At 58.4% G+C, this 14,212-nt stretch carries 12 protein-coding genes, 1 tRNA gene, 1 other RNA gene and 1 pseudogene; 8 read left to right on the top strand and 7 right to left on the bottom strand.

Annotation, left to right across the window (positions count from 1 at the left end):
* Positions 1 to 188: 188 nt before the first annotated feature.
* Positions 189 to 614, bottom strand: coding sequence for a nucleotidyl transferase AbiEii/AbiGii toxin family protein (locus LOL23_RS00075; RefSeq protein ID WP_160975908.1), 426 nt, complete (start codon positions 612 to 614; stop codon positions 189 to 191).
* A gap of 349 nt (positions 615 to 963) precedes the next feature.
* Here LOL23_RS00075 and LOL23_RS00070 point away from each other — a divergent pair, with 349 nt between their 5' ends.
* Positions 964 to 2,097: a Fic family protein gene (locus LOL23_RS00070; protein ID WP_237173173.1), complete on the top strand. Its 1,134-nt coding sequence runs from the start codon at positions 964 to 966 to the stop codon at positions 2,095 to 2,097.
* Between the two features lie 131 nt (positions 2,098 to 2,228).
* Here LOL23_RS00070 and LOL23_RS00065 read toward each other — a convergent pair whose 3' ends face one another.
* Both LOL23_RS00065 and ssrA read right to left on the bottom strand, forming a co-directional pair.
* On the bottom strand, positions 2,229 to 2,828 hold the full coding sequence (locus LOL23_RS00065) for a type IV toxin-antitoxin system AbiEi family antitoxin domain-containing protein (protein ID WP_160976868.1): 600 nt from the start codon (positions 2,826 to 2,828) through the stop codon (positions 2,229 to 2,231).
* Between the two features lie 346 nt (positions 2,829 to 3,174).
* Positions 3,175 to 3,539, bottom strand: a transfer-messenger RNA (tmRNA) gene (gene ssrA / locus LOL23_RS00060).
* A 216-nt stretch (positions 3,540 to 3,755) separates the two neighbouring features.
* Here ssrA and LOL23_RS00055 point away from each other — a divergent pair.
* Entirely contained in the window at positions 3,756 to 5,120 is a 1,365-nt protein-coding gene (locus tag LOL23_RS00055; protein WP_160975878.1) for a sodium-dependent transporter, read from the top strand.
* Between the two features lie 6 nt (positions 5,121 to 5,126).
* Here the strand turns inward: LOL23_RS00055 and LOL23_RS00050 are convergent, their stop codons facing one another.
* Together LOL23_RS00050 and LOL23_RS00045 are read right to left on the bottom strand one after the other, a co-directional pair.
* On the bottom strand, positions 5,127 to 5,654 hold the full coding sequence (locus LOL23_RS00050) for a hypothetical protein (RefSeq protein ID WP_160975876.1): 528 nt from the start codon (positions 5,652 to 5,654) through the stop codon (positions 5,127 to 5,129).
* Between the two features lie 109 nt (positions 5,655 to 5,763).
* A complete protein-coding gene (locus LOL23_RS00045; protein ID WP_160975874.1) occupies positions 5,764 to 6,072 on the bottom strand; it encodes a DUF3579 domain-containing protein in 309 nt (102 codons plus the stop codon).
* 162 nt (positions 6,073 to 6,234) lie between these two features.
* On the opposite strand from LOL23_RS00045, the gene argF reads away from it, so the two are divergent.
* Positions 6,235 to 7,176 carry an ornithine carbamoyltransferase gene (gene argF / locus LOL23_RS00040; RefSeq protein ID WP_202411562.1) on the top strand — a complete coding sequence of 314 codons (942 nt, stop codon included), beginning with the start codon at positions 6,235 to 6,237 and terminating at the stop codon, positions 7,174 to 7,176.
* Positions 7,177 to 7,403: 227 nt separating this feature from the next.
* On the opposite strand, the gene argG is transcribed toward argF, so the two are convergent.
* Entirely contained in the window at positions 7,404 to 8,741 is a 1,338-nt protein-coding gene (gene argG / locus LOL23_RS00035; protein ID WP_160975872.1) for an argininosuccinate synthase, read from the bottom strand.
* Positions 8,742 to 9,191: 450 nt separating this feature from the next.
* Here argG and LOL23_RS00030 point away from each other — a divergent pair.
* From LOL23_RS00030 to LOL23_RS00020, 3 genes and pseudogenes are all read left to right on the top strand, one after another.
* Positions 9,192 to 9,267 (top strand) — tRNA-Ala (locus tag LOL23_RS00030).
* A gap of 138 nt (positions 9,268 to 9,405) precedes the next feature.
* Positions 9,406 to 9,632, top strand: a pseudogene (locus LOL23_RS00025) (YggS family pyridoxal phosphate-dependent enzyme); the annotation flags it as partial.
* A gap of 116 nt (positions 9,633 to 9,748) precedes the next feature.
* Entirely contained in the window at positions 9,749 to 10,648 is a 900-nt protein-coding gene (locus LOL23_RS00020; RefSeq protein WP_160975870.1) for a dihydrodipicolinate synthase family protein, read from the top strand.
* 621 nt (positions 10,649 to 11,269) lie between these two features.
* Here the strand turns inward: LOL23_RS00020 and LOL23_RS00015 are convergent.
* Positions 11,270 to 12,052 (bottom strand): NYN domain-containing protein, encoded by a 783-nt coding sequence (locus LOL23_RS00015; protein ID WP_160975868.1) that lies wholly within the window; start codon positions 12,050 to 12,052, stop codon positions 11,270 to 11,272.
* A 911-nt stretch (positions 12,053 to 12,963) separates the two neighbouring features.
* Here LOL23_RS00015 and LOL23_RS00010 point away from each other — a divergent pair.
* Together LOL23_RS00010 and LOL23_RS00005 are read left to right on the top strand one after the other, a co-directional pair.
* Positions 12,964 to 13,626 carry a hypothetical protein gene (locus LOL23_RS00010; RefSeq protein WP_237172944.1) on the top strand — a complete coding sequence of 221 codons (663 nt, stop codon included), beginning with the start codon at positions 12,964 to 12,966 and terminating at the stop codon, positions 13,624 to 13,626.
* Positions 13,627 to 13,691: 65 nt separating this feature from the next.
* Positions 13,692 to 14,141 carry a hypothetical protein gene (locus LOL23_RS00005; protein WP_160975864.1) on the top strand — a complete coding sequence of 150 codons (450 nt, stop codon included), beginning with the start codon at positions 13,692 to 13,694 and terminating at the stop codon, positions 14,139 to 14,141.
* Positions 14,142 to 14,212 lie beyond the last annotated feature (71 nt).

Genomic DNA, 14,212 nt, shown 5'->3' with positions numbered 1-14,212 from the left:
GTTTGAGCCGATGGTGAAGCCCAGATCAGCCCAAGCAATGGATAAAGCATCTATGAGCCGCGAGGCTCACCTGCCGCGCGCGGCGCCCCGCCCTGTCGTCTTTCGGTCGTGCCCTGACCTCGCGCTCTTAATACCACCACTCGTCCCCTGTCCGGGCCAGCGAGCCGGTTTCAGAGCTGGTGTCGCGGCTACTGACTTCGCTTTCTCGGGGGCTTTGTCTTTCTTATCCATTTCAATACCTCAGTGTCATTCGGCGAAAGCACATTTGCAGTCGCCTGCTTATCAGCATAGGCTAAATCCATGAATAAAGCCCGTCTTACCGTAAGCCCCCTGTAAAGTAGACATTGGCTGAGATTCGGAGCAACGGTTAGCTGCCGCGTTCCGGGAATCTGGACAGGCTCCGGCACCAGCTCGCGGATGTCGTAAGTCAGATCGATGTCTTCAGAGAAGCGTTCAACGACCTTGTACACCTTGGTCAGCGATGTGCCGCCCTTGAAGGTCAGTGTGTTGCCCAGCGGCAAGTCGTAAATTGCAGACAAAGCCCAGACGACCCAGATGTCTTTTGGTGTGCTGGCGCGTTCCGCGCATGTTCGCGGGGCCTGGCGGGAGCACATAAGAACAAACCCCAACCGAGAGTGGTTGGGGTTTCAGTATTGGTGGTGGGATAGTAACCGGTGCCAAACCGCGTTGAATGTACGCAATACAAGCCCTGCGGGCTGGCGCGAACTCCTGCGGAAACAACGGAATCCCCTTCCAGGGCGCAGACGTTCAAGCGGTTTTGTCGCCGGACTGGCTGCCAATGTCGGCAGCCCAACTCTGCCGAGGATGCGGTCAGTTCATTCCCCTTTGCGGAATCGAACCCGTGTCCGCAACGGCAGCGCTGCGGCGAATAGGCCGGTCGATCGCCGCATGATGTGCGGCGAATATCTTGCGCTTGCGGAGAATATGGCCCATAATCTCCGCATGAAAAGCGGAGATTACGCCTACATCTGGCAGGCCAGCGACTGGCCAAGTTGGCGCTACGACCTGGCTGCCCTGGCCCAGACGTTGGCCGACGTCAGCCGCGCCCAGGGTCTGTTGATGGGACGACTGGCCGATGTCGGAATGGCTCTGCGCGACCAGGCCAGCCTGTCGGCGCTGACCGAGGACGTCATCAAGACCAGCGAGATCGAGGGCGAACAGCTCAACGTCGAGTCTGTGCGCTCCTCCATCGCCCGCCGCCTCGGCGTCGACATCGGTGCCCTGGCCCCGGTGGACCGTCACGTCGAAGGCGTGGTCGAGATGGTGCTCGACGCGACCGCCAACTGCCATGCGTCGGTGTCGCGGGAACGGTTGTTTGGCTGGCACGCTGCGCTCTTCCCCACCGGCTACTCGGGCCTTGTCCGGATCAATGTGGGCGGCTGGCGTGACGATGCCACCGGTCCGATGCAGGTGGTCTCTGGCCCGCTGGGGCGCCAACGCGTGCATTTCGAAGCGCCGCCGGCCGATCGACTTCAATCCGAGACCGACTGCTTTATCAACTGGGCCAACCGCGCGTCAAACGAGCCGCCGCTGATCAAGGCCGGGCTTGCGCACTTGTGGTTCGTCACCCTGCACCCGTTCGACGACGGCAACGGCCGCATCGCACGCGCCGTCGGCGACCTGTTCCTGGCCCGCGCTGATGGCAGCCCCCAGCGCTTCTACAGCCTGTCGGCGCAGATCCAGCGGGAGTGCAAGGCCTACTATGACATCCTGGAACGCACCCAGAAGCAATCACTCGATGTCACCGAGTGGCTTGCCTGGTTTCTTGAAACCCTGCATCGGGCCGTCGATCAGGCACAGCACACGCTCGACGCCGTACTGGCCAAGACGCGGTTCTGGCAGCGCTGGGCTGCACCCAGTTCAGCGCCGCTGAACAAGCGACAGGTGAAGCTGGTCAATCGGCTACTTGATGGCTTCGAAGGCAAGCTCACCAGCAGCAAATGGGCGGCGATCGCCAAGTGTTCGCCGGACACCGCGCTGCGAGACATCACTGAACTGCTGGCCCGTGGCGTCCTGCGGAAATCAGATGCAGGTGGACGCAGCACCAGCTACGAGCTGAACGACTCACCAGGGTAGGCCGATCTTCGGGAATTGCCTTGGCTTGGCGGCGGAACAGCGCCTTCATGGACTCCTGCGCGAAGCTTCGTCACTGCGGGCCGTTCGCATCCAGCAAGTGGCCGACGGTCTGATCGCCACATTGAATTGATTCATGACAGGCTTTCCATATATGGGCGCATCACATTGGCCACGCGGCACAGGGTGGCATAGCGCCAGAGTTCGTTCATACTTAAGCGCTTGGCGCGCCAGCCTTCTTGTAGCGCCTCCAGAGCGACATCAAGGCCGATCTTCTTGCGGAATTTGAAGCAATCGGCCACCGTCCGATCGACGTTGGTCACGCGAACCAGCACACCATCTATGACGCGCTCCTCGATCCCCTCCGTCAGTGCGGCGCCAGAGAAACGGACTATGCGTAGCGGTGGGTGGTCCATCTTCGGTGCACGCGCCTTATTTGGAATCGCCAGCCAGACCTCGAAAGGCGACTGCGTGGTGAGTTCATGTAGCCGCAGAGCTGATAGCAGGCAAATGATGGCTTGCGGATGCGTTCGGGCTAACTCGGCGAGCGCACCGTGTTCCGAGACGGGCCGGTTCGGAATCGCGTACAGACCACGCCCCACCCGCTGCAGTAGCCCTTGGCGCACTAGCCGCGTCAGGGCGACAGTCGGCAGCCCGCGTTTATTGAGATCGCGCGGGCGTATAAGGCCACGTTGGGCAGCGAGATCCAGAATAGTCTGGTGAGAGCTTTCCATATCGCCATGATGTTGTATTTTGTCGGTAGTAGTCAATAAGTACCGACGAAATACAACAGTCTTTGTTTCTTTTGCCACCAATGCCGCAATCCAACCGCTTGATTCGTCCGCGCGTAACTCTTTGATCTGTATAGGTCTGAATTTCGGCCTTTGCGGACTTCGGGCTAGTTTCAGGGAGCGAGGTCGGAGCGAGGAATGGCCCGGAGAGAGTGGAAAATGCCCAGAAACGGGTCGAGAGCGGACCGGCGAAGTCCGCAGGCTTCCGCAGGAAGCCCCAACAACACGCGGGAGGCGGCGCGATCAGGCAATAAAAAACCCCAACCGAGAACGGTTGGGGTTTCAGTATTGGTGGAGTCGGCGGGAATTGAACCCGCGTCCGCAAGCCATCTGCAGGCAGTTCTACATGTTTAGTCGGACTATTTTAAGTTTTAACCTTGGCGCATGCCGGCCGACTGGCCCTGCCTTGGCGATTCACTTTGGATTTAAGAGCTGGCCCAGTGACCTGGCCAGACCCGATTCTTTGTAAATGACGCTGCTGTAAGTTTTACCCTACCTGACCCAAAGACAAATCAGTGCAGCGGCTCACCGCTTAAGCGGCCAGAGCGAAACGCTCGTCGTTGGCGTTTATGGTTTTCCAGTGGATTTACGAGCTTACTGGTGCTCGACATGCCCTGCTCTGGTTCAAACCCACGTCGAAGCCGGATCGACCCCAGATAATGAAATTATACAGCAATTTTTCGGATTATGAAACTGTTGAATGGCGTTGCAGGATGACAAAGCCTGAATGACAACACCGGGAACACAGGCCTGGGCCTGCGACTAAACGCAGCATAAATGTGCAACAGAACGCGGGGCGCGCGGCACATTAACGCTGCACATTAAAATTGGCCAATTGCCCCAGACAGCGCTTAAACGCCCGCACAGATCATGACAACAACTTCCGCCCCCAAACGCGATGGCTTCAGTTCCGGTTTCGGCGTATTGGCGGCCACACTCGGTTCTGCGGTTGGACTGGGCAATATCTGGAAAGTTCCGTATCTCACCGGCGCCAACGGCGGCGCGGGTTTCCTGGTGCTGTACCTGGCCGCCACGTTGCTGATCGGCCTGCCGGTGATGATGGCGGAGCTGGCAATTGGCCGGGAGGCGCATGCCAATCCGGTGACTGCGATGCAGCGGCTTGCGCCCAAGCCGGGCCCGTGGTGGCTGGTGGGCGTGCTGGGCATGGCGGGCAGTATGCTGATTGTGTCGTTTTACTCCGAAGTCGCCGCCTGGGTGTTTGCCTATATCGCAAAGTCGGCGGGTGGCGGCCTGCTCAGCAGCAATCCGCAAGTAACAGCCGCCGCTTTCGAGGCGCTTATCCGCGACCCATGGCAATCGCTGCTGTGGCAATGGCTAGTGTTGGCCATGATCGGCGTCATTCTGGCGCTGGGAGTGGCCAAAGGCATCGAAGCGGTCACCAAGCGCCTGATGCCGCTTCTGTTCCTGCTCTTGCTTGTACTGTGCGGGGTAAGCCTCACGCTGGACAAAGCCGGTGAGGGCCTGGCCTTCATGTTCATGCCCGAATTGAGCAAACTGAGCACCGGTGCGGTGCTTACGGCTATGGGACTGGCCTTCTTCAAGCTGTCGCTGGGGATGGGCACCATGATCACCTACGGCAGCTATTTTGGGGGCGGCCAGAATATACCCGCCACAGCAGTACGCGTTATGTGCGCCGATCTATGCGTGTCCATGCTGGCGGGCATCGCGATCTTTCCGGCGGTATTTACCTTTGGCTTCGCCCCCGAGGCGGGGCCCTCTTTGGTGTTCATTACCCTTCCCGCTGTGTTTGCACAGATCCCGCTGGGTCAGGCGCTGATGGCGATATTTTTTGTTCTTACCGCGGTGGCGGCCACGGGTGCGCTGCTGTCGCTCGTTGAAGTGCCGGTGGCGATATTAAGTGAGCGGTTTGCCATCTCGCGCCGCCGCGCAACGGGGTTGACTATTGCCGCGCTCGCCCTGCCCAGCGCAACGGGTGCGCTCAGCCAGAATGTATTGGCCGGCGTCACACTTGGCGGCCTGAGCCTGTTCGATTTCTACGATTACGTATCATCCAATATTGTGCTGCCCCTGGGTGGCATACTGGTCGCGGTGTTTATTGGCTGGGTCTGGGGCGCCGGCAAATTCCGCGAAGCCCTGTCCAATCACGGCGCACTCACCAATCGCGGGCTGGGCATGACGGCCTTTGTCATCCTCAAGTACGTGTCGCCTGTGCTCATTCTGGTGATCATGGCGCGGGCGCTGGGCTTGTTCTGAACCTGCCTAGATGCTGCGTATCGGCGCCACGTCGAGCTCAGACAAAACCCGCAGCACTGCATCGCACTGCGTCGGGTTGCGCGGGTGGATGACCAGCGCCCACTGCCCAGTCTTGGCGGCATCCTGTACACGCTGGATCACCCATTGGTGATCAGGCCGGGCGGTGACCAGCCCGCCCAGCAGCAAGCCGCCAATGGCGCCAAAGAACAGGAATGCGCCCAAGCTGAACATGGGTGACGAAACAATGGCAGCCACCCCCGCCATAAACAACACCGCACACGCAGCCAAGCCAACCAGCAGGCCGGCGGCACCCAGTATCAGGTGCGATCGCACGGCGGTACGTGCAACCCCGCGAACCTCGGGTTCAAGCTTGCGGTCGTAGCCGCCTTCGAACGGGTGGACAATACGCACCTGATCGGGTTGCAAGCCTGCATCAGCCTTGATGGATGCGGCCGCATCAAGCGCTGTCTGTTCAGACTGGAAGATAGCGCCGATTTTAGTGGTAGCCGTCTCGCCGAATAGTTTTTGCCACACTGCTGGCCTCCCCACTGATCTGTTGCGATGACAAAGGGGCAGCAAGCGCTGTGCCAGCGATGCTGGACGCGACGGGGATACTACTTTAGGCTCAAAAATAAAAAAGCCCCTAAGAGCGGGGCGGTGTCTCGACAGACTGCTCTGACGTTCGTAAGTGGTTATCGTCGGCGAAGCCGCAAACGAACTTCCAGGCCAGGGGCTCGAGTTCGCGCAGGCGATGGTCGACGACCACGCAGCGGATGCCGTCGATCACGACGGGCACGACATAAGGCGAATAGGTGAGAGGGCTGCCCACTGAGCCGGAGGGCCGGAACTGGGACATGACCCCCGCCAGACGTTCGGCCCAGTCGCTGGGACGAAAACGCTGACCTTCGAGCGTCATGCCATGAATAACCAATTGCTGCACACGTTGTGTCATAAAGATTCGCGGAGTGTTTACCGCCATAAACCGGGGCACGCCAAAACAATCGCTGCGGCCCGCATTGTATCCGATCGCCCCTGAATGTGCAGAATACGGGAACGCGAACTTTGCCAGTGTGGAGCCGACAAGGTAAGATTGTTCTTTTACCCAAGGGTTATTATGTCCGCCTCGACGCAAACGGGCCCCCTGCGGCATTTCCTGCAATTTCGCGACCTCACCAGGGATGAAATCCAGTATGTACTGGATCGCGCCCGGCTCATTAAAAACAAGTTCAAGCGCTACGAGCCGCATCACACCCTGCACGACCGCAACCTGGCCATGGTGTTTGAAAAGGCCAGCACCCGCACCCGCGTATCGTTCGAAGCTGGCATGTATCAACTGGGCGGCGCCGTCATTCACCTCACCACCGGCGATTCCCAACTAGGCCGCAGCGAGCCCATCGAAGACACCGCGCGCGTAATTTCGCGCATGGTCGACCTGGTCATGATCCGTACATTCGAGCAAACCCGCATCGAGCGCTTTGCCTCGCATTCGCGTGTGCCGGTCATCAATGGTCTCACCAACGAATTCCACCCCTGCCAGATCCTGGCCGACATCTTCACATTCATCGAACACCGCGGTCCCATACAGGGTAAAACGGTGGCCTGGATCGGCGACGCCAACAACATGGCCTATACCTGGCTGCAGGCTGCCGAGTTGCTCGGCTTCAGGCTGCATGTGTCCGCACCCAGCGGCTACCGCCTCGAACGCGACCGCATCGGCCAGCCGTCGGCTGATACGCTGCAAGAGTTCTCCGACCCAATGCAGGCCTGCAAAGGGGCGCATTTAGTCACCACAGACGTCTGGACCAGCATGGGCTACGAGGCCGAAAACGAAGAACGCCGAAAGGCATTCGCCGACTGGTGCGTCGACGCTGACATGATGGCCGTTGCCGCACCAGATGCCGTCTTCATGCATTGCCTGCCAGCGCATCGCGGCGAAGAAGTTACCGGCGACGTCATCGACGGCCCGCAAAGCGTGGTATGGGACGAGGCCGAGAACCGTCTGCACGTACAAAAGGCGCTGATGGAGTTCCTGCTGCTGGGGCAGGTTGCAAGCTGATCCCACGATCAATCATCCGGGCCTCGCACACAAGCAGCCCGGGGCGCTTTGCCAACACAATTACCGGCCGCAGCGCTGCGCTGCCAATGCGCATGCTTTTGATGGCTGGGCAGCCGTGTAGCGCGCCAGGCACATAACCCCCAAAAAAAGCTCGGCCGATCTGTAAAGATCGGCCGAGCTTTTTGCCTGTCGCACTTGGGCGGGGCAACGCCCGCCCGCACGAATGCTTATTTGTCGCCCTTGCCCTTGAGCTGGGGCAGCGCGGCGCCCGCAGCGGGGGCCAGCAGGCCCGCCTTGGTATAGGTAAACAGTTTTTCGCGCGTGTCGACGATATCCAGGTTGCGCATGGTGAGCTGGCCAATGCGGTCGCGCGGCGAGAACATCGATTCGCCCTTCTCCATCGTCAGGCGCTCGGGCTTGTACGTCAGGTTGGCAGACTCGGTATTGAGAATGGAGTAATCGTTGCCACGCCGCAGTTCGAGCGTGACTTCGCCCGTGATGGCACCGGCCACCCAGCGCTGGGCGGTTTCGCGCAGCATGATGGCTTGCGGGTCGAACCAGCGGCCCTGGTACAACAGGCGACCAAGTTTAAGGCCATTGATGCGGTATTGCTCGATGGTGTCTTCGTTATGGATGCCGGTAAGCAGGCGCTCGTAGGCGATATGCAGCAGCGCCATGCCCGGGGCTTCGTAGATGCCGCGGCTCTTGGCCTCGATGATGCGGTTTTCGATCTGGTCGCTCATGCCCAGGCCGTGCCGCCCGCCAATGCGGTTGGCTTCGAGCATCAGCTCGACCAGGTCGGAAAACTCAACGCCGTTGAGCGCCACTGGGCGCCCTTCGTCGAAGCGCACGCGCACTTCTTCAGCCTTGACCGCGACATCGTCGCGCCAGAAGGCAACACCCATGATGGGTTGCACGATCTTGATGCCCGAATCGAGGTGCTCGAGGTCTTTGGCTTCGTGCGTGGCGCCCAGCATGTTCGAATCGGTGGAATACGCCTTCTCCGCCGACATTTTGTAGTCGAAGCCGTTCTGGCGCATGTATTCGGACATTTCGGCGCGACCGCCGAGCTCGTCGATGAAGGCTTGGTCAAGCCAGGGCTTGTAGATTTTGAGCGCGGGGTTGGTGAGCAGGCCATAGCGGTAGAAACGCTCGATATCGTTACCTTTGAACGTACTGCCATCGCCCCAGATATTGACGTCGTCTTCCTTCATTGCCGCCACCAGCATGGTGCCGGTGACCGCACGGCCGATAGGCGTGGTATTGAAGTAGGTGACACCGCCCGTCGAGATATGGAATGCCCCGCACTGCAGCGCGGCGATGCCTTCGGCCACCAATTGGGCGCGGCAGTCAACCAGGCGTGCGTCCTTGGCGCCGTACTCTTTTGCGCGGCGGGGGATGCTGTCGTAGTCCGTTTCGTCGGGCTGGCCCAGGTTGGCCGTGTAGGCGTAGGGGATGGCGCCCTTGTTGCGCATCCAAAGCAGGGCCGCGCTGGTGTCCAGGCCGCCGGAAAAAGCGATGCCGACCTTCTGGCCGACGGGAACGTCTTCGAGAATGGTTGTCATGGGGGTGTAAGGCCTTGTAGGTAAGTACACGTGCAACCCATCATTATATGCCGCCCACCGCCGGCGCATGAGGAACATGTGACCGACACAAAGAAATCCAAGAGAAGTGTGAATTACCATGAGTCGGAGCGTGAGCGTACGCTGCCAGTCGTCCTGGTGCGTGGAAACGCCTACTTCTGGGAAGGGCGTTGATGGGGCCTGCCTTATGGTCAGCGTACCGATCGCCGGTCTGTACCAATCCTTTCAGGATCAGCTTGTGCCCTGGTTCACCGTCAGTTCGGCGAAGCAAATGGGGCCATGATGACAGTGCCATGGTGGCGGTCGCAGCCTTGCTGCAGCGCTTGCATTTCTGGCGGTATGGTGCTGGAGGGAGTTCGGTTCGCCCTCCCGATCACGACTAAAGCGGTGCTGGACAACAGCTTTTTTATTTTGCTAGAATAATCGTCTTTCGGGGACGTAGCTCAGCTGGGAGAGCGTCGCGTTCGCAATGCGAAGGTCGGGAGTTCGATCCTCCTCGTCTCCACCACTCAATTTCGCCTGACCATTCATTATCGGTCAGGCGTTTTTGTTTGTGGAGCGCCAGCTGGCGCGGGGTTCGGGTGGGCTTGCAGGCTCGGCTCTACCCCATTTGGCGCGTGCGTCGTTGCGGCTCTACCCCATTTGGCGCGTGCGTCGTTGCTTCGCGCTCCTACGCGAGCTGCGCAACCGCCTGCGTCAAGAAGCCCCGTATGGAGTTGCGCTTTATGATCATGTAGATGGACATGTCTGGCGACTACGAGCGCCATCGAGGAAGGTGCGGCCGTCGTCGTCGCCGGAGAAGCCATCTTCAGTGCGCGAGATACACCTGACTTCCACGACTGGCCGCCTTCTGGTGATAGCGAAGCGGACTGATGCGGCCTTCAAGGGGCACGACTATCCGAAGAAATGCGTCCGTGACAACACATCCGCATCCGCTGGCATCTCCGCTGTACTGACCAGACGAAGAGGTTTTCTACATGAAAGGATCAATGATGTTTCTATCCGGCTTAAGTGCTTTTCCCCTGACTCCAATGAACGAGGCCAGCATTGATGAGGCCTCGTTCATCCGACTGATCGAGCGCCTCGTCGCAGCAGGGGTCGATTCCATCGGCGCACTGGGTTCGACAGGTAACTACGCCTATCTAACCTTGAAGGAACGACTGCATGTTGCACGGATCGCAGTCGAGCATGCAGGCGATGTCCCGATCATCATCGGCATCGGTGCATTACGTACGCGCGATGTGCTGGCAATGGCTGATGATGCGCAGAAATCCGGCGCGGATGGCGTTTTGCTAGCACCGGTGTCGTACCAGAAGTTGTCGGATGAAGAAGTGTTCGGCCTCTACGATGCAGTGACGCGCCACTTGTCGGTGCCGCTTGTGGTGTATGACAACCCCTCCACCACGCATTTCGAGTTCAGTGACGAACTGCACGGCCGGATTGCGCAGCTTCCCAACGTTGCTTCGATAAAAATTCCGGGTGTTCCAGCCGATCCTGACGCTGCACGCGCGAGGGTTGAGCGTTTGCGCGCGCTGATTCCCGCTCATGTGACGATTGGCGTCAGCGGCGATGCTTTCGCCAGCACAGGCCTGAATGCTGGTTGTGAGGCCTGGTATTCGGTAATCGGTGGGCTGTTTCCCAAGACTGCGCTCAACATCGTGCGCGCCGCTCAAGCAGGAAACACCAAGGACGCAACACTACTTTCTGAACGCCTGGCACCCCTTTGGGCACTTTTCCGCCAATACGGTGGGAGTCTACGCACCACAGCGGCGGCGGCAGAGATACTGGGACTGGTCAACAGCCCCAGCTTACCCCTGCCGATCAAGGCCGTGGACGACGCTGGGCGGCAGAAGCTGGCCGCCTTGATCGAAGAACTGGAGCTGTCGTGAAGAAGTGCTTCGTTCCCGCCTTGCGCTATCGGCCGTAACTTTCCAGATTGCCCACAAGACCACCACAAGCAGACGATCTTGACACATCGGACCTACTAGTGGGTATCCCCTCGTACATGGACGCCCCAAGCTTGCTATTGGAGTTCACCACGCCAGTACCACATACGCACCTAAACCGTTGATACGCATAGACTATAGCAATTCAGATAGAAGTGGGGTTCATGCGTTCGCAATGCGAAGGTCGGGAGTTCAATCCTCCTCGTTCCACCATTCAATTTCGCCTGACCCTTCATGATCGGTCAGGCGTTTTTGTTTGTGGAACGCCAGTTGACGCGTGGTTTGGGTGGGATTGCATAGGCTGATTGTCGTCGCGTGTGTCGGGAACCCTGCTCGGCGCATCCCTGTAGAGCTGATCGCACTCTTTCAACATACACCAGCGCGTAATTTTGATTCATTGGGACAACGGCTTCCTGAATTACCAATGGCGCAGCCACACGGATCGAGATCCGGTGTTGACCTTGATGTTTTTCGAAATGGCGGAACCGCCAGCGTGAAAAATCAGATGGAAAAATGGGAAAGCGACCGGAAAAATTCAGGAATCATTAAACAAAGTAGCAATGATCATCCCCCGTTCGCTCGGCGCTTATACTTCACCAGAGGATGATTGCCGACTTTCTTCATCTCGAACAGGTCAATGGCAGCAAAGAGGTCGCTGAGCCTAGTGTAGCCATAATTACGCGAATCGAAAGACGCCTGATTGCCAATGCGGCTCCCAACCACACTAAGCGAAGCCCACCCATCTTCGTTTTCCGCCGACGCCACGGCGTTGCGCAACAAATTCATTAACTTTGTGTCGCCCTTCAGTGCATTCCCCGGACGCTTCGTTTCCCCGGTATGGGAGGCCGCTTTTTCCTCTGGCATCCCATCTTGAGCAGGCTGCAGCATCTCGGCCTGACCAGCAGTAATTGGCGGATCCAAATAGACGAATCTTGAACAGGCATTCACGAATGGTTCTGGTGTCTTGCGTTCACCAAAACCGAAAACCTGTTTGCCCTCAGCGCGCAAGCGCATAACCAAGGGGGTGAAGTCACAATCAGAAGAAACAATGCAAAATACGTCTACAGGCTTGTTGAACAATACATCCATTGCATCAACTGCCATTGCCATATCAGTAGCATTCTTTCCTTTGATCAGATCGAACTGCTGTACAGGTTGAATCGCATGTTCATGCAACCCCTGCGTCCACGCATCCAGATGCGGCTTTCTCCAATTGCCATAGGCCCTACGGATTGACACCGCGCCAAACGAAGCCAATTCTGCCAAAACGCTTTCAAGCTTGCCATAAGGCGCATTGTCGGCATCGATAAACAGCGCGACATTGAGTTTCGAGGTTGTATCAGCCATGATGCATCTTCCCACTACTTGAAAGGCCCCAGGACGCTACTGGCGATCACCGCCAGACGGCGTGAGGAGAGGAGCCGCAGCAGTCTCCCGTAGCACGCCCAAACCCGTTACTGTACGTAACGGTCAACCATAGCATAGCAAGTGTTCTCTCCTTGGAATACTGGCCATACTACAAACGAACCCACCTTATACTTCCGACCTGCTCACCGAAAACCTCTGGGCGCTGCGGGATGAGCATTTTTATGCGCTCCGGCAATCATCATCGGACGTGGCTGGAGAGCCGACTGGGCCACAAGATCCAGGAACGCGCCCTAGGTGGCCTGAAGCCCTCTCGTCTGCCACGCAATGCCGACCAATTGCTTCCCGACAACGGGCGCTTGAAACCCACGCCGCGATCGGGCGCCTGTGCACTAGCAGCAGGACGGCGGCGGGTCAATCTTGCGAATGGGCGGCTTCACCCATTAAGCCGATGGTCAGCGATCAGGCTCACGACTATATTGACAAAGCTCCCCTCCTTCGCCGTCGCGAAGTGCTTCATCCGGAGAACGGAACGGTATGAAAAATACTTGGTGCACGCAGCCAACAAATACACGACCAGCCTCGTGCCTATGCAAAGCGGTGATCTGGTATGTCAACTCCTGCGGTGCGTTGGCCACAGGCGACAAAGCATATGCCTCCGTGGGCGGCGGCAACAATGTTCCTCCCGCTACGCGGCTGCCGCCGCGTAGTCCCGGCGCGGGGAGTTCGGGCCAGAGCGCGCACAGGGCTGCGTCCATCGTTTCGGCGGCGCCCGCCAGACCAGTACGAGGAAGAAATAATGCTCGTCAGCACCAGCTCACAAATGGCTTCGCGACACCCTGGTCATGTGACTGACTGACACCCTCATGGGCCTGAGACAAGGAGGTGCGGCCATGCACGCAATGCGGAGCTTCAACGCAACCGGCCACACAAGACGCTATCCGCTTCGGGGCGTCTTATTTTGCACGGCAATCATGCTTGGCACATCTGCATACGGTGCTGAACCGGCGCGTGACTCTCCTCACGCCGTATATCAGCCGCGAGCGCAAATGCATCTTCTGGTGTCGTACTGGAAAACGAAGCATCGCTCCGTTCCAACTACCGATACTTTTTCGCTGTCATCACATATTGTGGTGCCCGATCAGAACGCACCGGCGGGCGGCACAGCAGCGTTTGGCTGGTTCGATTCCGGCGACATCAGGCTACTGCAATATGTGGAGTATCTACCGTCGATCCAGTTTGCCCAGACCCACAGAGCGCTACGCCCGGTGAAACTGCCCATTGAAATTGAAGACCTGCCCCGTTATGCAATGATCTGCGCCTGGCCAATTGATAATGGAAAAATATCCGGGCCACCTATCAAAGCGTACGCGGAGCGGGAGGACGCCAGCTACGCAGTCAAAGAGACAAACCGGCACATGCATATTACGGCTGTATGGCGGAATGTGCGGGTGCAAAACGCGGAAGGCAAGTTTGCGGGGACGGACTACTGCAAAGAAATTGCCGAATCCAAAGCCTCGTCGGTCGCTTGGTGGTGGCCTGTGCCAGGCAAATAAACGAAAAGCAAGACAAACTTCGTTGCCGCCACTCATGAAAAATCACTGCTCCAGAAGGTGCCTTTATGTTTGAACGCGAATCCCCCTCGCCTTCGCACCGATCTACTTGTAATGCACGAGTACCCGCATTCGGCGCAACCCTCCCGCGCGCGCTGGCCATTATGGTTGCCGTATTTACGTCCTCAACACTCGGCCAGCCAGCGTGGGCGGATGCACCCTGTAAAGTCATTCAATTCAAGACGGGTGCTTCGTCGGCAATCGTTTCCGGTTCGGTTGATCCCGATGCAACTGCATGCTTTCGCTTCTCGACACGCAAGGGTCAAATCGTACGCGTCGCCATCACGTCCACGGATCGGAACACGATGTTTTCCATACCAGGCGTGGTGGACGCGCGTGACAAGTACGAATTCAAGACTCAGAAAAAAACCTACGAAATCGTTGTTGGCCAGTTGATGCGATCAGCAACCGCGGACACGTATCAGCTTACGCTGTCGTTGACATCCTCCCCTCCCTAAAGAAAGGGGATTCCTACGGCGCTCACAGCGGCGCAAGGCTGCTGTGCGTCGCTTCGGTGGGTTCCTGCTTC

The organism is Paracandidimonas lactea (genome assembly GCF_021653995.1).
Lineage (GTDB): Bacteria > Pseudomonadota > Gammaproteobacteria > Burkholderiales > Burkholderiaceae_B > Allopusillimonas > Allopusillimonas lactea.
This window is presented reverse-complemented; position numbering and strand designations above follow the sequence as displayed.